The organism is Microbacterium dextranolyticum, from assembly GCF_016907295.1.
GTDB classification, from domain to species: domain Bacteria; phylum Actinomycetota; class Actinomycetes; order Actinomycetales; family Microbacteriaceae; genus Microbacterium; species Microbacterium dextranolyticum.
The window spans coordinates 43,289-63,704 of sequence record NZ_JAFBBR010000001.1 but is presented as its reverse complement, the minus strand read 5'-3'; the positions used below and the strand labels follow the sequence as shown (position 1 = coordinate 63,704).

At 70.4% G+C, this 20,416-nt stretch carries 8 protein-coding genes; 3 read left to right on the top strand and 5 right to left on the bottom strand.

Features of this window, described 5'->3' with window-relative positions:
• Positions 1-106 precede the first annotated feature (106 nt).
• From JOE64_RS00195 to argG, 5 genes are all read right to left on the bottom strand, one after another.
• Positions 107-2,809 (bottom strand): penicillin acylase family protein, encoded by a 2,703-nt coding sequence (locus tag JOE64_RS00195; RefSeq protein WP_204962403.1) that lies wholly within the window; start codon positions 2,807-2,809, stop codon positions 107-109.
• Between the two features lie 166 nt (positions 2,810-2,975).
• A complete protein-coding gene (locus JOE64_RS00190; RefSeq protein WP_204962402.1) occupies positions 2,976-3,626 on the bottom strand; it encodes a TetR/AcrR family transcriptional regulator in 651 nt (216 codons plus the stop codon).
• Positions 3,627-3,658: 32 nt separating this feature from the next.
• Positions 3,659-5,845 (bottom strand): YhgE/Pip domain-containing protein, encoded by a 2,187-nt coding sequence (locus JOE64_RS00185; RefSeq protein WP_204962401.1) that lies wholly within the window; start codon positions 5,843-5,845, stop codon positions 3,659-3,661.
• The gene (locus JOE64_RS00180; RefSeq protein WP_204962400.1) at positions 5,842-8,736 is read right to left on the bottom strand and encodes a YhgE/Pip domain-containing protein; all 2,895 of its coding nucleotides are present in this window, start codon (positions 8,734-8,736) and stop codon (positions 5,842-5,844) included. Before JOE64_RS00180 ends, JOE64_RS00185 begins: the two co-directional genes overlap by 4 nt.
• A 62-nt stretch (positions 8,737-8,798) precedes the next feature.
• Positions 8,799-10,241 (bottom strand): argininosuccinate synthase, encoded by a 1,443-nt coding sequence (gene argG / locus JOE64_RS00175; RefSeq protein WP_204962399.1) that lies wholly within the window; start codon positions 10,239-10,241, stop codon positions 8,799-8,801.
• Positions 10,242-10,499: 258 nt separating this feature from the next.
• Here argG and JOE64_RS00170 point away from each other — a divergent pair, with 258 nt between their 5' ends.
• From JOE64_RS00170 to JOE64_RS00160, 3 genes are all read left to right on the top strand, one after another.
• Positions 10,500-17,711: a DUF5979 domain-containing protein gene (locus JOE64_RS00170; RefSeq protein WP_204962398.1), complete on the top strand. Its 7,212-nt coding sequence runs from the start codon at positions 10,500-10,502 to the stop codon at positions 17,709-17,711.
• A gap of 127 nt (positions 17,712-17,838) precedes the next feature.
• Positions 17,839-19,125, top strand: coding sequence for an adenylosuccinate synthase (locus JOE64_RS00165; protein ID WP_204962397.1), 1,287 nt, complete (start codon positions 17,839-17,841; stop codon positions 19,123-19,125).
• Between the two features lie 43 nt (positions 19,126-19,168).
• Complete coding sequence (locus tag JOE64_RS00160; protein WP_204962396.1) at positions 19,169-20,362, top strand: lactonase family protein; 1,194 nt, start codon at positions 19,169-19,171, stop codon at positions 20,360-20,362.
• The last annotated feature ends 54 nt before the right edge of the window (positions 20,363-20,416 follow it).

The window sequence follows — 20,416 nt, the reverse complement described above, 5'->3', positions numbered from 1 at the left end:
CTCGATGCTACGGGGGCCGCACGCGACGGACGTGGGGGTTGACGTCGTGACACAGGTGGTCCCACGATCGAGACCGCCCGCCGCCCGGTCAGTTCGCGGGCACCGGTCAGTCCGCGGGCAGGAGCGTGAGCGTGTCGACGGCGGATGCCTCGACGCGGTCGCGCGAGAACAGCCACGGCGTCTGGCGCCGTTCCTGCCACGCCGCGAACTGGTCGGTGTAGTTCGGGTGGTAGGCGTGGCCGCTCGCCCCGGTCAGATGGTTCCAGCGCGACGCGTCGAGGTCGGACAGGTCGATCGTCATGCGCATCGAGGGCACCGTCGTCGTCGCGAACGAGCCGCTGCCGAGCGTCCACCCCGTGGCGTCGACGACGGAAGAGCCGCCGCCCACGGGGTACGGACCCCGGTTGAACAGCGCCTCGATCGGGGCGATGCCGCTCTCGCCGAACGTGCCGCTGGTCAGGGTGATGGCGTGCAGCGAACCCCAATTCCAGGCATCCGGGTCGTCGCCCTGCAGCGCCGCGAGCCGTGCGTACGCGTCGGTCGCCGCACGCTCGAGCATGGCGCGCTGTCCGCTGACACCGATCGTGTCGTTCGTCCACCAGTCCGAGTCGGGGTCGTCGAGCAGGCGGTCGATGACGGTGAACAGGCGGCCCTGGCCCGAGAGCCCCGCGGAGTGGTCGCGGCGCGAGAACAGGTCTTGCGCGAGCTCGTCCCACAGCACGTTCGCGTAGGCGGCGGCCGACGAGTCGGCGGTGTTCTGGGCATCCCATCCCGCCAGCAGGTCGAGGCCGCGCTGCGCCGTCGGGTCGTCGAGGGTGATGTCGGCGTAGGCGGCGATGAGGCGCTTTCCGAGCCAGAACTCCTGGTCGGCCTGGATGGCGCTCATGTCGTCGGCGGTGAGCTCGCCGCGTGCGGTCGCCCGCTCGATGAGGTCGGCGATGCGGGCGGCACGCCAGCCGTAGTCGAAGTCGGAGCCGAGGAAGTAAGGGTACGTCTCGGGCACGATCGCGTTGTTCGCCGTGACGATGTAGCCCGACTCCGGGTTGTAGACGACCGGGAGATCCGAGAACGGAATATATCCCTGCCAGTCGTAGGCCGAGTCCCAGCCGGGCTGCGGCATCGTCCCGTCCCCGGCCCCGCGGACGGGCAGCTTTCCGGGAGCCTGATAGCCGATGTTGCCGGCCCGGTCGGCGTAGACGAGGTTCTGCGCGGGGACGTCGAACAGGGATGCCGCGGCACGGAAGTCCTCGAAGTCCGCCGCCGTGTTCAGGGCGAAGATGGCGGATGCCGTGGTGCCCGGATCGAGCGCGGTCCATCGGAGCGACACGGCGTATTCCCCGGGCGGAATGGACCCGCCGGAACTCGTGCTGTCACCTTCGAGCGGGGTCGCCGCGTTCGTCGTTCCGATCGCGGGGTCGTCGGCGATCGAGGTGAAGTCGTCTGTCCGCCCCGAGACGATCGGCCCGTGCGCCGTCGATCGCACCTCGATCGAGACGTCGTCGCCGCCGGCGACCCGGAACGTCTCGGTGCGGGTCTCAAGGGGCACGAGCGCGCCGTCCCGCCAGTACTGATCGCCCTGGATGCGCTCGAGGTACAGATCGGTGACGTCCGCCGTCAGATTGGTGAAGCCCCAGGCGATGTCGGCGTTGTGACCGATGACGACGCCCGGCACCCCCGAGAACCCGAACCCGGCGACGTCGAACGCGCACGCGTCGGTGACCGTGCGGCAGCGCAGCCGGATCTGGTGCCACACGCTCGGGAGCGACGCGCCCAGGTGCGGATCGTTGCTGAGCAGCGGCTTGCCGGACGCGGTGAGATCGCCCGAGACCACCCACGAGTTCGACCCGACGCCCTCTTGGGCGCCGCCGAGCAGCGCCGACGCGGCTTCGACGACCGACCCGACCTCTTGCCACGAGACCGCGGGCACCGTGTCGCCTGCGCCCGGCGACCCGTCGGCGGCGACCGACCCGGTCGTGACGGCCCCGGCGGTGGACGCCCCGCTCTCGGGCGTGGGCACGGCGGGGAGGCCCGTCGTGATCGTCGGGACGATCACGGGATGGTCGGCGTACGGGTATCCCGGGTAGAGGTCGGCGATCTGCGCCGCCGTGAAGTTCTGCGCGAGCACGGCGCGGTCGGTCTCGTCCTCGATGTTGCTGCGGAGGTCCCACGCCATCGCTTTCAGCCACGCCACCGAGTCGGCGGGCGTCCACGGCTCGATCTCGTAGTCGGGGTTCTGCAGTCCGAGCACCGCGTACTCGAGGGACGCGTCGGCACCCTGGTGACTCGCGAGGTAGGCGTTGACCCCGTCGGCGTAGGCCTCGTAGTAGCCGCGGGTCGTGGCATCCAGCGCCGCCACCTCCTGCTCGGCGACCCGTCGCCAGCCGAGGGTGCGCAGGAACTCGTCGGTCGGCAGCTGCGAGGCGCCGAAGAGCTCGGCGAGCCGCCCGCTCGTGACGTGACGGCGGAAGTCCATCTCCCAGAACCGGTCCTGCGCCTGCACGTATCCCTGCGCGTAGAAGAGGTCGTGCGTCGAATCGGCGACGAGCGTCGGGATGCCGAGGTCATCGCGGTACACCGACACCTGCGCCTCGAGGCCCGGCGCGCTCACCGTGCCGTCCAGCTGCGGGAACGACCGCTGGATCGTCCACACGACGAACCCGGCGGCGATGAGCGCGATGACCACGAGCCCGGCGACCACCGAGTACGCGATGATGCCGATCCGGCGCCGGCGCGTCCGCGGGTCGGGGGTGGGTTCGTCGACATGCGCGACCGTGCGGTTGGCGCCGGTGAGGGAGGGGAGATCGGACATCGTCGTCGGAGCACTTCCAGCTGGATTGCGGGAGCACGCTACGCCGCGCCGCGCGGGTTCGGGGCCCGAGGTGGCGCTGCGCGGTCCGCACCCCCAGGTGAACGGATCGTCCTGGCATCCTATGCGCCGCGCGTCGCGCGTGCAGGCCTCCGGCTCGAGGCTCGGGTCAGTCCCCGGCGAGGATCTCGGGGTGCGCGTCGAGCAGGGCGACCTGCTCCTGCCACGACAGCCCGGCGATGCTGAGCACGACCCGCACGACGGCGGCGTCGGCGTGCTGCGTCGTCAGCCGCAGCTCGCGCAGGGTCGCGCGGGCCGTCTCTTCGATGAGGAAGGCGAGGAGCTCGGGCGGCACGTCGCCTCGGAACGCCCCCGAGGCGACGCCCTCGCGGGTCAGTTCGCGCACGCGGCGGCGCAGCGGGGCCAGCGCGCGCACCGTCTCGGCGACGTGTGCGTCGTCGAGGGCGATGTTCGCCGAGGCGCGCACGGCGTATGCCTCGCGCCACAGCCGCGCCGCCATGTGCGCCAGCGCGACGCGCGGGTCGGGGTCGGACGTCTCTTCGGCGATGGCGTTGAACCGGCCGGCGCCGATGGCGATGACCTCGCGCAGCAGCTCTTCGCGGTCGGAGAAGTGACCGTACAGGGCTCGCCGCGACAAGCCCGCCGACTGGGCGATCGCGTCGAGCGAGGCGTGCGGGTCGCCGGCGAGTACGCGCTGCGCCGCCGCGAGAAGAGCCGCGCGGTTCGCCGTGGCGTCGCGGCGACGACCGGTCGCGCGGGCGGGGGCGGCTGAGGCGGGGGAGGCGGCGGTGCGGGTCACGGGAGTGGTCCTTCGGGGGAGGGGGATGCCGGTCACATGAGCTTCGTCGAGGCCATGGCGTCGACCAGGCCCCGGTTGAACGAGATCAGCGGGCGCCGCAGCACGAGGCCGAGCAGCAGGGTCGGCAGAGTGAAGGCGAGGAGCAGCCCGAGCGACACCCAGAAGTCCGATCCGTAGGTGCCGGCGATCGCGGAGCGGATCGCCGAGATCGCGTGGGTGGCGGGGAGGAACGGGCTGATGTTCTGGAACCACGCGGGCAGCAGCTGCAGCGGGTACGCACCGCCCGACCCGGAGATCTGGATCACGAGCAGCAGCACCGAGAGGGCCTTTCCGGCGTTGCCGAACGCGACGACGAACGTGTAGATGATGAGCGTGAACACGAGCGAGGTCACCCATCCGGCCAGGAGCAGCAGGAAGGGGTGCGCCGGGGCGATGCGCACGAACAGGATGAGACCGCCGATGACGAGGGTGCTCTGCGCGAGCCCCGTCAGGGCGAAGATGCCGTAGCGGCCGAGGTACTTCTGCGTCGGCGTCAGGTCGGGGTCGCCGGGCAGGGTGTCCCGGCCGACGTCGACGCGGATCGCGACGGTCATGAGGAGCGCCCCGACCCACAGGGCGAGCACGATGTACAGCGGCGCCATGCCCGCACCGAAGCTGACGACGGGGAACACCGCCACCCGGTCGACCCGCACGGGCTCGGCGAGCGAGGTGGCGAGCACGCTCGGATCGGATCCGATCACCTCGCTCAGTCCGGCGAGGTCGCCTGTCTGCACGGCCCGGGCGATCGCCTGCTGCACGCCGTCGAACCGGCCGGCCGCGTCGGTGAGCGCCGTGCTGAGGCGGGCGGTGACGCCCTGCGCACCCTGCAGGGTCGCGACGACCGAGTCGGACGCCCCCGACAGCCCCGCGGCCGCCTGCGACAGGTCGCCGCGCACTGCCGAGACGTCGTCGTCGATCGTGGCGAGGGTCGAGCCCAAGGCATCCAACTGCGGCTTCAAGGTGCCGGAGTACGAGTTCTGCGCCTGCGCGATCGCGTCCTTCGCCTGGGCGATGAGGTCCTTCACCTGCTGGTGGGATGCCTGGGCGTCGGCATTTCCCGCGGTGATGTCCTGCGCTGCCTGCACGAGCGAATCGTGGACGGCCTGCTGGCGCAGGATCGCGCGGTCGAGCTGCGCGACGACGTCATCGAGCGCCTGCTGCCCGGCGGCCGGCAGCTGCGGCCGCACGTCGTCGACCAGGGTGGTGCGGAGAGTCGTCGCCCCGTCGATCTGCTGCTGCACGCGTGCGGCGAGGGTGGTGAGCGCGGCCGACTGGTCGCCCGACAGCGTGCCGAGCTGTGCGTACAGGTCGTCGATGCTCGTGCCGACCGCCTCGTACCCGGCCGCCGTCTGGGCGAGCGCGTCGGCGATCGCGCCGGTCGCCTGCTGCAGCGTGCCGGCGAGCTGCTGCACCGCACCGGCGCCGCTGCCGGCGGCGTCCGCGGCGTCGCCGAACGCCGAACCCGCTCCCGACACGAGGGCCGACGCGCTCTGCGCGAGCGGGATCGTGCCCTGCACCAGGGCGCCGAACATGTCCGCGGTCTGCGCGCCCGAGCGCAGCTGTGCGGCGAGCGAGCCGACCCGGCTCTCGACCCGGGTCAGCGCCGCCTGGGTGTCGGCGTCGGTGAGATAGTCGGACAGCGACGAGATGAGGCTCAGCGCGACGTCGCTCAGCGTCTCGGTGAACACCTCGCTGATCTGCGCCGACACCCCCTCGGCGCCCTGACCGGTGATCTTCGGGGCGAGGGCGTTCTTCTTCTCGTTCGTGTAATAGGCGAGTTCGGTGCGCTCGGCCCCGTCGGCGTAGAACGTGAGCATGTCGGCGCTGAAGCTCTTCGGCAGCACGATCGCCGCGTAGTAGCGGCCGGCCTTCGTGCCGTCGATCGCGTCGTCTTCCGAGGTGATCACCCAGTTGAGCTGGTCGTTCGCGCGCAGCTGCGACAGCACCTGCTCGCCCACGTTCACCCGGATCGGCACGAGATCGCTCTGATACCCCTCGTCGGTCGAGGCGACGGCGACGGTGAGGTTCTTCGTGTTGTCGAACGGGTTCCAGCTCGCGAGCACGTTGAACCAGGTGAACAGCGACGGGATGACGACGAGACCGAACATCACGATGATCGCCATGACGTTCATGACCGAGTGCCGCAGGTCGCGGCGGATGAGGTGCAGGATGCCTCTCACGCTCGTTCACCTCCTTCGCGGGGCGCGTCGGGATCGTCGTCGGATGCCTCGGCGTCGGGCTCACCCTCGGTCGCACCGGCGGGTTCGGGTTCCGGTTCGGGAGGAACCGCGGATCCCGCAGCGGGAGCGGGCGCCGGGTCGTCGGCGAACAGGCGCGTGAGCTCGTCGGTGTCGCTGTCGACGGTGTCCGGGTCGGCGCCCGCGTCGGAGGCATCCGGTGTGCTCGCCGCCCCGACATCCGGCTCACCCGCCGCCGTCGCGGCACCGGGCCCCGACTCGGTGGGGTCGGGAGTGGTCAGGTCGTCGCCGACGAGGTGCTGGGCTCCGCCTGATGCCTCCGCGGCTCCGCCGGAGGAGACCGTGTCGACGCCGTGCATCGCGCGGCGGAGGTCGGCGTCGCCCATGCCGGCGAGCTCGGCGGCCGCCTCGAAGCTGTGGTTGACGTACTCCAGCACGACCAGGAACGCGATGACGACGAGGCACCAGAGCATCCAGAGGAAGAGCAGCGTCGCGCTCTGTTCGTGCACGAGCCAGGCGATGAGGCCCAGCACGACCATGCCGCCGAGGCCCGTGAGCAGGGCGACCCGCAGCAGCGTCGGGTAGCGCTCGGTGAAGTGGCGCGAGCGCCGGTCGAGGCGGCTGCGGAAGTCGCTGCGATCGGAGAGCGCGTGGATGACGTCGCTCAGGCGATAGCCGCGCCCGATGACCTGCACGTCTTCGCCGATGAGCAGGTCGGTGGCGACGATCTCGCGGTTGAAGAGGCGGTTGAGGTTCGCGAGGCGCCGGCGCAGCACGAGGCCGAGCACCCAGGCGAGCACGACGAAGATGCCGAGCACGCCCATGAAGCGCCACCAGTGCGCGCCGTAGAAGCCGGCGATCGTCTCGCGCATCGCGTCGATGCCGTAGGTGAACGGCAGGAAGGGGTAGATGTTGCGGAAGAACTGCGGCATGAGCTCGATCGGGTACAGGCCCGAGGCTCCCGGGATCTGCATGATCACGAGCAGCACGCACAAGCCCCGGCCGACATGCCCGAACGAGACGCAGAGCGCGTAGATGATGCTGACGTAGGCGAGCGAGATGAGGATGCCGGTGCCCACGAACGCCGCGGCGTTCGCCGTCTGCACCCCGATGATGAGATCGCCGACCGTGACGACGATCGCCTGCAGCACGCCGAGCGTGCCGAACAGCAGGAAGCGGCCTACGTACGCCTCGCGCACGCGGATCGGCTCGACGCCCTCGGTGTCGACCTCGACCTTGAAGATCACCATCATGACGAACGCGCCGATCCACAGCGACAGATTCGTGAAGAGCGCCGCCATCGCCGAACCGTACGAATCGACCGGGAAGACGGCGTGCTCGGCGACGTCGACCGGCGTCGCGATGAACTGCGCGATCTGCTGCGGGTCGAGGCCGGTGACCGTGCCCAAGGTCTTCCACGACGATGCCGAGCCGAGTGCCAGCACGTCGGTGCGCGCGTCGCCGAGCCCGGTCTGGATGCCTGCGAGATTGCCGTCGAGGCTGTCGAGGGCTGTCGAGGTCGCCACGAGCTGGGCGTCGAGGCCGGTCAGCAGCGTGCCCGCCTGCGTGAGCTGCGCACGCTGGGCGTCGAGCGCGGCAGAGAAGCCGCCGGCGCTCGTGGACAGGGTCGCCGTGGCGCTCGTGAGCGCCGGGAGCGAGCCGGTGAGCGCGTCGCGCAGGGTTCCGGCCGAGGTCTGCGCGCCCTGGACGGCGTTGTTCAGTGCGTCGGCGGTGGCCTGCACCGCCTGCACCGCGCCCGCCGTATCGGTGTTCAGGGTCGCGAGGTCGGCGAGCAGCTGCTGGTCGGCCTGGTTCTGCTGCTCGAGCGCGGTGAGCACCTGCTGCAGCTGTGCGGCGACGGCGGGGTCGAGGCCGCCCGCGTCGAGCAGGTCCTGCAGCTGGGCGATCGCCGCGGCGTTCGCGTCGGTGACGGCCGTGATGTCGGCGATCGCGGTGTCGATGCGGGTGCCGGCCTGCCCGAGGGCCTGGGTGACCTGGGTGATCGACACGTGGGCCTGCGCCGAGGCATCAGCCAGCAGCGTCGCCCCTTGCACGTAGGCGTTCGTCGCGGCGTCGGTGAACGAGAGCACGTCGGTCTGCGCCTGCGCGACGATCGCCTGCGCCTGGGCGAGGGCCGTCTGCACGTCGCCGAGCGTCTGGTCGACATCGCCCAGCGTGGTCTGCGCGCCGCTGAGCGAGCCGCGCGAGCGGGCGATCCCCGCCTTCATGTCGGCGATGCCCTGGCGGGCGGATGCGATCGATCCGGATGCCTGGTCGAAGGCGTTCAGGCCGTCGTTCTTGGCGTTCAGCAGCTTCAGCTCGACCGAGTCACCGGCATCCTTCAGCTCGGTGGTGGCGGCTTCGGCGACCTGCTCGATGAAGGTGCTGCTGATCTGACTGTCGATCCCGGCGGCGCCGACGTCCGTGATCTTCGGGGCGATCGCGCTGGCCTTCTCGTTGACGAAGTAGGTCAGGGCGGGCTGGGTGAAGGTACCGGTCGTGATGCTGAGCAGATCGGAGCTGAAGTCCTTCGGGATGACGATCGCGGCATAGACGTCGCCCGAGCGTACCGCCGCCTGCGCCTCGTCGTCGCCCATGAACTGCCAGCCGAGCTGGTGGTCGTCGTGCAGCTGGTCGACGACCTGCGCGCCCACGTCGACGTGCCCGGTGAGGTCGGAGGTCGCCCCCTCGTCGAGGTTGACGACGGCGACCTTGATGTTGCCGGTGTTCGCGTAGGGATCCCAGAACGCGGTGATGTTGAACCACGCGTACAGGGCGGGCGTGAGCAGCACGCCGATGACGATGACCCACGTGCGGCGCGCGCGGAAGATCCGCGTGACGTCACGCCGGAAGACCTGCACACTCTTTCGCACGGGTCCATCGTACAACTAGTTTGCACAGGCGTGTGCAAGTTTCCGCCCTGGGCGGGTACGGGTCAGTCGGCGCCGAAGTCGTACATCGCCGACTCGGATGCCGCCTCGACGGCATCCGCGAGTTCTTCCTCCTCGGCATCGAGCGGCTCGGCGCTGCCGATGATCTCGGCGGCCTCGCCCTGGCGCAGCTCTCCGACGAGCTCGGCGGTCGCCCCGCCGATCAGGCCGAGCTGCGCGTACTGCTCGAGGCGCGACCGCGAGTCGGCGATGTCGAGGTTCCGCATCGTCAGCTGTCCGATGCGGTCGGTGGGGCCGAACGCCGCGTCGCCCACGCGCTCCATCGAGAGCTTCTCGGGCGCGTAGGACGACCGGGCGGCGACGGTGTCGAGGATCGTATAGTCCTCGCCGCGGCGCAGGCGCACCGTGACCGTGCCGGTGATCGTCGATCCCACCCACTTCTGGATCGACTCGCGCAGCATGAGCGACTGCGGCTCGAGCCAGCGTCCTTCGTAGAGCAGGCGGCCGAGGCGCCGACCCTGCTCGTGGTACGTCGCGAGCGTGTCTTCGTTGACGATCGCGTTCACGAGACGCTCGTAGGCGATGAACAGCAGCGCCATGCCCGGTGCCTCGTAGATGCCGCGGCTCTTGGCCTCGATGATGCGGTTCTCGATCTGATCGCTCATGCCGAGGCCGTGGCGCCCGCCGATTGCGTTCGCCTCGTGCACGAGCGCGACGGCGTCGGTGAACGAGCGGCCGTTGATCGCGACCGGGCGGCCCTGCTCGAACGCGATCGTGACGTCTTCGGTAGCGATCTCGACCGACGGGTCCCAGAACCGCACGCCCATGATCGGCTCGACCGTCTCGAGCGACACGTCGAGGTGCTCGAGCGTCTTCGCCTCGTGCGTGGCACCCCAGATGTTGGCATCCGTGGAATAGGCCTTCTCGACCGAGTCGCGGTAGGGGAAGTCGCGGGCGGCCAGCCACTCGCTCATCTCGGTGCGGCCGCCGAGCTCGGTGACGAAGTCGGCGTCGAGCCACGGCTTGTAGATGCGCAGCGCGGGGTTCGCGAGCAGGCCGTAGCGGTAGAACCGCTCGATGTCGTTGCCCTTGTAGGTCGACCCGTCGCCCCAGATGTCGACGCCGTCCTCGCGCATCGCCCGCACGAGCAGCGTGCCGGTGACCGCGCGGCCGATCGGGGTCGTGTTGAAGTAGGTGCGGCCGGCGGAGCGGATGTGGAAGGCGCCGCACGCGAGTGCCGACAGCCCCTCTTCGACCAGCAGCGGCTTGCAGTCGATCAGCCGCGAGCCCTCGGCGCCGTACTGCAGCGCGCGCCCCGGAATCGAGGCGATGTCGTCCTCGTCGTACTGGCCGAGGTCTCCCGTGTAGGTGAAGGGAACGGCGCCCTTCTCTCGCATCCACGCGACGGCGACCGAGGTGTCAAGACCCCCGGAGAAGGCGATGCCGACACGCTCGCCGACGGGCAGGGACTGAAGGACCTTCGACATGGAACACGAGTCTATCCAGCGCGGTCGGGCTGTCCGTGATGCGGCCCTGTCCGCTCGGCGCGCAGATTGACACGCAGGCGCGTGCGCGCACGCGCTACCACGCGGCGAGAGCGCGGATCGATCGTGAAAGAGGTGCGATTTCCGCGTTATCGGATGGCGCAGAGTGCATCTCCTAGTCAGGAACAGCAGCGCCCGTCGGCATCTTTGGGGGATGCCTACGCGTCGTGGACGGGTGCGGAGTTACCGGGGGGTACTCGAATGCGCAGATCGCGCCTGTCCGTCATGAAGTCCGGCAATCCGCTGATCGCCGCCGTCATGGCCGTTCTCCTGTCCATCGGAATGATCGCGGGCGGTGTCGTTCCGGCGGCGTCGGCCGCCGACGGCCGTCATGACTACCTGCAGATCGACAAGCGCGTGGACAACGCGACTCCGCTGCCGGGTCAGACGTTCACCTACACGATCAAGGTGACTTGCTCGGAGCAGGACTGCGTCAACGCGAAGCTCATCGACACGTTCCCCGCCGCCCTGGCCGGCTTCCAGGTCGATGACGTGTCGGTCACGCCGGCCACGACGCCCGCGACGATCTCCTGGTCCGACACGGGCTCATCGACGCCGCCCACGAAGATCGGTGCGCAGACGACGCTCACCGCGCAGATCGACCAGCCCGGCAGCACCAGCATGGCGGCAGGATCGACGTTCAGCGTCCTCGTCTCGCTTCGGGTTCCCGACGACTATCCCGTCGGCGACAGCGGTCCGATCGTCAACGAGGCGACCGCGACGGCGGACAACGCGAACCCCGTCGCCTCGGATGCCACGATCGACATCAACGTCGCAGAGAAGATCGACGTCGACGTCGCGAAGAGCTGGAAGCCGCAGACCGAGACCTTCGCGCCCGGGAAGGCATCGACGATCTCGCTCGAGGTCGGCAACGCGTCCAACGTCGCCGTCGACACGCTGGTGATCCAGGAGCCCAAGGCCGCCGTCGACGGTGCGTCGAGCCTCGATCCGTCCAACCCCGCCACCATCACCGACTTCGCCGGATTCTCGAACGTGTCGCTGCCCTCCGGCTGCACGACGGCGCAGGTCGACGTCTACGTCTTCGACGGGTCTTCGTGGCACTGGCGCACGGGGCCGCCCGTCACCGGCCCCGCCGCTCTCGTGCTGCCGGACGGCATCGCGAACAGCGACGTGGGCGGCTACCGTGTGACCTGCACGGGCGACATCGCCCCCGGCCCGAAGATCGCCTTCGACACGTCCGTCACCCAGCGTTCCACCGATCGGAACACGGGAGCGGACCTCTCGACCGGAACCCACACCGTCGACAACGTCGCGACCGGCAGCACGGCCAAGGGAAACCGCACCGCCGCGAAGGATGCGTCCGCGTCGCACTCCGTCACTCCCGTCATCCCGACGGTCGAGGCGCAGAAGAGCATCGTGAGCGGGCGCATCACGGCGGGCCAGAGCGCCACCGGGACGATCTCGGCCACGAACGGGGCGGTTCCCGTCTCGGAGCTCCACCTCGCCGACCTCGGCTTCTTCACCGCCGACGTCACCTTTGGCGGATTCACCGCCGCTCCCGACTGGCCGACCGGCGCCACGAGCGCATCGGTGACCTACCACCTGCTCGACGGCACGACCGAGACGCGGCCCTTCGCGAAGGGCGCCACGCCGCCCGCGCCGAGCGGGCCGATCAGCGGCTTCGAGCTCGTCTACCGGGGCGACGCCATCGCACCGAGCACCACCGGTGGAGCGAGCTTCACGATCGACACGACGACGGATGCCACGAAGGGCGCCCCGCAGCTCGCTCTGTCGAACACCGTGAACGTCGATGTCACGGCGGCCAACGGCCAGAAGGCGACCGATGATGCATCCGCGCCCCTGACGGTCATCGACCCTGCCATCGACGTGACCATCGACAAGTCCATCCGACCCGGCTCTGTCGTTCCCGGAGAGCGGGTCGTCGCCTCGCTCGACACGCAGGCCAAGGCCCTGGGCGATGACTCCACGGTGCACGACATCGTCGTCACCGACGCGTGGGACGGGTCGAAAGGCGCCTTCTGGGATGCCTTCCGCTTCGACTCCGTGGCGCCCACCCAGGTGCCGGCGAACACGCAGCTGACGGTCGAGGTGCGCACGGCGGATGGCACGTGGGTGCGGCTGGCCGTCGCCCCTGCCCAGGCATCCGCGTCGATCTTCCAGTTGAGCCCCGCCGACACGGCGTCGGCACTGGCCGCGATCGGCCTCTCGCAAGCCGATGTCCAGGGTGTCCGCTTCTCGTTCCACAACGATGAGGGCTTCCCGAGCGACACGACCGTGTCTCCGAATCCCGTCTTCGCGGCGGCATCCGACCTGCGCACCGGCGGCACCACGACGCCCGGCGGGGCCTCGACGTCGTACCCCAACACGGCGACGGCAGACGCCGACGGATCGACCTCCGGCGGCAAGGCGCTGCACGACGACGATGAGGACACGACCTCGGCGACGGTCGACCCCGTCTCGCCGATCGGGCCGGGCCGCATCGACGTCGAGAAGAGCTGGGACCGGGCGAGCGTGAGCTCGCAGTCCGGCGACCAGCCGCACACGAACCTCGACTGGCGCGTCGCCGAGGGGCTCGACCCCGTGACGATCACCGATGCGGCGAGCGGTTTCGACGCTCCGCAGCAGACCGTGTTCGACGCGTTCGACCTGAAGAGCATCGCCGGGATCGCCACCAGCTCCGACCCGTACACGAACGGCTGGTACCTGAAGTACGACACGGTGACCGATGTCCAGCTGTACGACGGCGGCACGTGGCACAGCGTCGCGAACCCGGCCGGATGGATGGGCGCCGACCGCTCGTTCACGGGGTACACCCTGACGCCGCAGGAGTCCGCCGAGACGACCGGTGTGCGCATCGTCCTGCAGGAGACGGCGGCCGACACGGCCGCCCGCACCGCGGCCCGCGCCTCGGGTGACCCGCTCGCCCCGGCACCCGGCTCGGGCGTGGGCGCGAGCGAGCGCTTCCGCACGTTCGACCTCGGGTGGCAGCTGCGCGACGTCACGCGCTCGAACGGTGCCATCATCTCGTCGCACTCGGCCCTGAACGACGCCCTGGCCGGGGTCGTCGACAACACCGTCCGCGGGGAGGGCACGCGCCCGAACGGCGACGTCGTGAGCGATCAGGCCGACGCCAAGATCGCGATCATCGATCAGGACCCCGCGGTCGGCTCGTCCAAGACGGTCGACGGCGGCGGAGCCGACATGTTCGTCCCCGTCACGAACACGCCACAAGACAGCCACCCGACGGCGACGTGGACACTGACCGGATGGAACGCGTCGGTCTCCAAGGCGACCTCCGTGCGGCTGACCGATCCGGCGCCGTGCTCCGACACCGACGTCGCCGCGTGCGAGTCGGAGGTGTCGGCAGCGAAGGCCGATCCGTTCGACACGAGCGCGACGTCGCTGACCGACCCCGCGAAGCCCAACCCGTTCGAGCGGTTCACGCTGACCAAGCTGACGCTCGGCGCGAGCATCCCCGCCGAGGTGGATCTGGATGCCTCGATCGTGTGGCTTCTGCACGACGACGGTGGTGTCTTCTCGACCACGCAGACGACGGCCGCCGCGGCAGCGCAGCTGACCCCGGCGCAGCTCGCCGACGTCGTCGGCGTCAGCGCCACCTTCGACGGCGCGAGCGCGCAGGGCACCGGTCAGATCACCAAGGAGAACCGTCTGACGATCACGATGGAGACGCAGCTGCGCGCCACGCTGCGCTCGTCGGGCGCACCCCAGGTGCTGCGCGCCGGCGAATCGGTCGAGGTCACCAACCGTCTGTTCGCACAGTCCTACGACCCGGTGATCAACCCCGGCACGAAGACGGGCGACACCTCGGATGCCTCGAAGACGCTCGTCGGCGGCGACGTCAACATCGGCCCGTCGAAGACGATCACCCCCGACACCCTCGACCAGCCCACCGGTCTTTCCACGCCGATGACGGTCACTCTGGGTGCCGACCAGGGCGCGAACCCGCGCAGCACGCTCTCGCCGAGCCGTGTCGTGATCGAGGACCAGAGCACGTCGACGGAGTTCTGGAACGCCGTCGACTTCACGGGCTTCGGCGCGCTGACTCTGCCCGCGGGGGCCGACCAGGTGCAGATCGACGCATTCACGGGCGGCGCCTGGGTGACGGGCGCTCCGGGGGACGCGCCCGCCCTGCCGGCCGGTGTCGCCGCCGGTCAGGTGCAGGGACTGCGCGTGACGTTCAGCCGCGCCGACGGCGGACTGTTCTCGGCGAACGTCCCCGCCGACAACTGGTCGGGCTCGCTGGCCTTCACCGCGGCCCTGCGCCCGAACGATCGTGCGACCGGCGCCCCGGTGACGTTCGACCGGACGATCACCAACACGCAGACGTCGCAGTCGTTCCGCCCCGACGGCAATGATTCCGAACCGAAGGATGCCTCCGCGGAGGTCTCGCTCGGCGCCGGCTCGCACGAGCTGGCCGTGCGCAAGCTCACCAACGGCGGCAAGCGGATCGCCGCCGTCGGCGACCAGGTGCCGTTCGACCTGACGTTCACGAACATCGGCACGGGTTTTCTGACGCTCACGACGCTGACCGATGCGCTCCCCGCGCAGCTGGCGTACACCGAGCCCTCGACGACCACCTTCACGAAGGATGCCGACGGCTCGCTGTCGGACAAGGTCACCGTGACCCCCGCCGCGGACGGTCGTTCGCTCGCGTTCACGTGGCCGGACGGCGGCAATGTCATGAAGCCGGGTGAGACCTTCACGATCCGCGCGTTCCTCGAGCTCCAGCCGGGCCTCACGAACGGGGCGGTCGCCACGAACACGATGACCGTCGCGACGGAGGAGCCCCTCGACGTCTGCCGCAACACGCAGAGCGGCGGTTCGACGACCGGGGCGTGGGAGAACGATCCGAAGACGTGCGGCACGACCGACACCGTCGGCGCTGTGGCGGGGTCGAACCTGTTCACCGTCAAGGGCGTGCAGGGTTCGCTCGCGGGTGCCGAGAATCCGGCCAACCCCGCGCTCGTCTGCGCCCCGTCGCTCGATGTCGACGGTCAGCGGTACTTCCGTGCCCCCTGCGTCGCGAACTCCGAGATCGACGGAACCGACAACTGGGTGCTGCACAACGTCAACGCGGGCACCGTTCCGGTGACCTCGATGACGCTGTTCGATCAGCTTCCGGCGGCCGGTGACAGCTTCATCATCGCCGGTTCATCGCGCGGCTCGATGTACCGCCCCGAGCTCGTCGCCGACTCGCTGACGCTGAACGCCCCCGCCGGAACCACGCAGTCGATCGAGGTCACCACCTCGACCGGGGTCTGCCAGGGGACGTGGGACCAGCTTCCGGCCGGCGTGCCGTGCGCGCAGAACGGAGAGAGCTGGGCGGCCGCGACCGGTGCCACCGACTGGAGCGCGGTCACCGGCATCCGCATCACGCTGGACTTCACGACGACGGCCGCGGGGGCGCTCGCTCCCGGACAGGCGGCCGACGTCACCTACTCGACGGTCAACAAGATCCGCACCGCGGATCGCGCGGACGGCGCATCGAACGTCGTTCCGGCCGCGAACCAGGTGGCCGTCAACCAGTACGGTCTGAAGTTCCAGTTCGCCGGCGAGGCGTCACCGCGCAAGATCGCTCCGCGCGAGGCCGCCGTGCAGCTGCGCGTCGGGTCGATCGCGGTCGTCAAGCAGATCACCGGTCCGGCAGCGGCGTACGCGCCCGAGTCGTTCCAGGCATCCGTCGTCTGCACCGCGGGTGGTGCGACGCTCGACCTCGGCGCGGACGCGACCGTGACGCTGAGCAAGGCGAACGGCTATCGCGTCGAGCTCACGGGGATCCCCGTGAGTGCGAACGGCACGTCGTGCACGGTCACCGAGCTCGGAGAGCGGGGGGCCTACGGCGAGACCAGCCGCTCCGGCTCGCCCGCCACGGTGAAGGTCGACGTGGCGGCGCCGCAGGACGGCTCGGCAGCGGAGATCCCGGCCGAGCAGGTCGTCACGCTGACGAACGACTACCGGTTCACGGGTCTGTCGATCACCAAGAAGGTCGAGACCTCGGCGACGGGCGCATCGTTCGGACCGTTCGCGTTCGAGCTGACCTGCACCACGGCGACGGGGGCCCCGGTGACGTTCTCGGATGCCGGTGACCGCACGCAGGCCTTCACGCTCGTCGACGGGGCGACCTGGACGGCGCCCGCCGATCGGATCCCCGTGGGGTCGTCGTGCCGGGTGACCGAGAGCGGATCGTCGTTCGCCGACCACATCGCGATCGTGGGCGACAACGTCGTCGACGACGGCAACGGATCGGCCACGATCACCCCGCGTACCGAGCCCGCCCACGTGACCGTCACCAACGGCTACGACGCGGGAACCCTGACCGTCGCCAAGAAGGTGACGGGCACGGGCGCCGACCGCTACGGCGCGGGTCCGTTCGGGTTCACCGCGGTGTGCACCTATCACGGGCAGACGCTGCTCGATGAGACGTTCACCCTCGAGCGCGACGCCACGCGGACCTTCGCGCCGTTCCCGGCGGGCACGTCGTGCGTCGTGACCGAGCAGAAGACCGGCGGTGCCACGGATGCCTCGCTCGATCCCGCCGACGGCACTGTGACGATCGCGGCCGGCACGGGGGAGGCCCCCGTGGGGTCGGTGACGGTGACCGCCACCAACCGGTTCGATCTCGCGTCGTTCGACGTCGTCAAGAAGCGCGAGGGCAACCTCCTGAACCCGGGCGCGGCGGGGCCGTTCACCGTCACCGCGGTGTGCACCTCCGTCGTCGACGGGGTCGTCACCCCGCTCGATGTCCCCGGCGGCGCCGAACGCCTGCTGTCGGCCGACAACGCCTACCGCACGTCGTACACGGACCTGCCCGCGGGAGCGTCGTGCGACGTGACCGAGACCTCGACCGGCCACGCCGACTCGACGACGATCGCCGTCGACGACGCCGACCCGGTCGCAGGAACCTCGGCGACGGTCCTCCTCTCGGGGCAGTCGAAACCGCAGGTCACCGTCACGAACACCTTCACTGCCGGACAGATCGCCGTCACGAAGGCGGTCTCGGGGACGGACGCCGACGCGCACCGGCACGATGTGTTCGGAGTGACGCTCGCGTGCACGTGGTACGGCGACGACATCGCGATCCCGGGCGGCGCCGTCCGTGACCTCACGGTCGGCAGCACGGTCACCTACACCGATCTGCCGACGAGCGCAGACTGCGTGCTCACGGAGTCACGCACCGGGGGTGCGACGCAGGTGTCGGTGACGGTGGACGGAGCGGCCGCGGCCAACCCGGCTCACGTGGTGATCGGCAAGGACACCACGACGCAGGTCGCGATCGACAACCGCTTCGACAGCGCCCTGCCGGTCACCGGAGGCCACCCGGCCATCCTGCTCGTGCTCTCGGGCATCGGTGCGGCGGGGCTGGCAGTGGGCATCCTGCTGCTGATCCGTCGTCGTCGTCGCGAGAGCTGATCGGCCCCCGTGCGTGTCACCGATCGTGCGGGGTCGGCCTTTCGCTCCGTGCGGCAGGGCGCACCGTGGCCGGGGGCGCACCGCCGGTAGACTGGGTATTCACCGTCAGAACACGGGGGAGTTATCCATGCCAGGCATCGTCATCGTCGGAGTCCAGTGGGGGGACGAGGGCAAGGGGAAGGCCACCGATCTGCTCGGTGACCGCACCGATTGGGTCGTCAAGTTCAACGGCGGCAACAACGCCGGCCACACCGTCGTCATCGGCGACGAGAAGTACGCCCTGCACCTGCTGCCCTCCGGCATCCTGTCGCCCGGGGTCAACGCGGTCATCGGCAACGGCGTCGTGGTCGACCTCGAGGTGCTCTTCGGTGAGCTCGAGGCCCTGCGCGCCCGCGGCCTGGACACGTCGCGGCTGAAGATCAGCGCCAACGCGCACGTCATCACGCAGTACCACCGCACCCTCGACAAGGTGACCGAGCGCTTCCTCGGCAAGCGCATGATCGGCACGACCGGTCGCGGCATCGGCCCGACCTACGCCGACAAGATCAACCGCGTCGGCATCCGCATCCAGGACCTCTTCGACGAGAACATCCTGCGGCAGAAGGTCGAGGGTACCCTCGACCAGAAGAACCACCTGCTCGTGAAGGTGTTCAACCGGCGCGCCATCACGGTCGACGAGATCGTCGACGATCTGCTCTCGTACGTCGAGCGTCTGCGCCCCATGGTCGCCGACACGGGACTGCTGCTGAACCGTGCGTTGGATGCCGGTGAGGTCGTCGTCTTCGAGGGCGGCCAGGCCACGATGCTCGACGTCGACCACGGCACGTATCCGTTCGTCACGTCGTCGTCCGCGACGGCGGGCGGTGCCTCGACCGGTTCGGGGGTCGGGCCCAACCGCCTCGACCGCATCGTCGGCATCGTGAAGGCATACACGACGCGCGTCGGCTCCGGGCCGTTCCCCACGGAGCTGTTCGACGAGCAGGGCGAATGGTTGCGCAAGCGCGGCTTCGAGTTCGGCACCACGACGGGGCGCCCGCGCCGCGTCGGCTGGTACGACGCGCCCGTCACCCGGTACGCGACCCGCGTCAACGGCATCACCGACCTCGTGCTCACCAAGCTCGACATCCTCACCGGCATCGAGCAGATCCCGGTGTGCGTCGCCTACGACGTCGACGGCGAGCGGTTCGACGAGGTGCCCGTCAACCAGAGCGACTTCCACCACGCGACACCGATCCTCGAGTACTTCCCCGGCTGGACCGAGGACATCTCGGGTGCGCGCACCTTCGAAGATCTGCCCCGCGCGGCGCAGGAGTACGTGCTCGCCCTCGAGGGGATGAGCGGCACCCGCATCTCGGTCATCGGGGTCGGTCCCGCCCGCGACGCCGTGATCGTGCGGCACGACCTCGTCGACTGATGACGGCACGCGCGCACCGGCGCGGTCGGGCGGCGAGCCGCCGGTGAGGTTCTGGGTCGGCGGCTACGGAGCCGACGGCGGAGGATCGGCCGACGGCATCGGCGCCGTGCGCGCGGGGGCATCCGACGACCCGCTCGCCGGGGGCGACCTCGCCTACGGGGGCACCGCCGTGCGCGCGCCGTCGCCGTCGTGGATCGCGCCGCATCCGACGCTCGAGGTGGTCTACGCCGCGCAGGAGCACGCGGGGACGGTGGCCGCGTTCGTGCGTACCGGTGCGGAGTCCTTCGCACCGTGGGGCGACGCCGTGGATGCCGGGGCGCAGGTGTGCCACGTCGCGGTCGCGCCCGACGGCGCGGCGCTGCTGGCTTCGTGCTGGGGCGACGGCCGGGTGGTGCGCTACCCGCTGCACGTGGATGGGCGGATCGGTGCGCCGCGGGTCGCGGCGGCGGCCGCCGATCCCTACGACGAACCCGACGGGCTCGGCGATGCCGTTGCCGCCGAGCTGATCGGCCTCGGCGACCTCGCCGGCATGGGCGCGTTCACCGCGATCGGCGATCTGCCGCTGCTGGGCGGCGCGACCGACCCTGCCGCGGCATCGACCGGCACGGAGGCGGGGGAGACGGCACGCACCTCGCGGGCGCATCAGGCGAGATTCCTGCCGGGTGGCGTGATCGCCACGACGGATGTCGGGTACGACCTCGTGCGGTTCTGGGCGGTTTCGGGCGGTGAGCTGCATGAGACCCAGCGGGTCGTGCTGCCGCGCGGTGCGGGCCCGCGGCACACGGTGTGGCATCCGAGCGGTCACCTCTACGTGGTCACGGAGGCATCGCTCGAAGTCTTCGTCCTGACCGCCGATCGCACCGCACCCCTGGACCGGCGCTGGCGCGTCGTCTCGAGCGCGCCGCTCGGCGCGGGGGTCCTCGTCGGGACGGATGCCGCCGCCGAGATCGCGCTGACCCGCGACGCGGGTGCCGTACTCGTCGGCGTCCGGGGCAGCGATACGATCGCGACGCTGCGGGTCGCCGGCGGCGGGGAGCGGCTCGCCGCCGTGGCCCTGGTCGAGTCGGGAGTGCGCTGGCCGCGGCATCACACCGTCCAGCGCGACACGGTTCTCGTGGCGGGGCAGCACTCCGACGAGATCGTCTCGCTGTCTCTCGACGAGCGCACCGGTGTCCCGGGCCGGGTACGACGCCGCGTGGCGGTGCCGACGCCGACGCACATCCGGAGCGCCCGATGAGTCCGGCTCTGTCGGCAGCGGCACGCGTCGATCTCTGAGCCCGGCGCGCCTCGC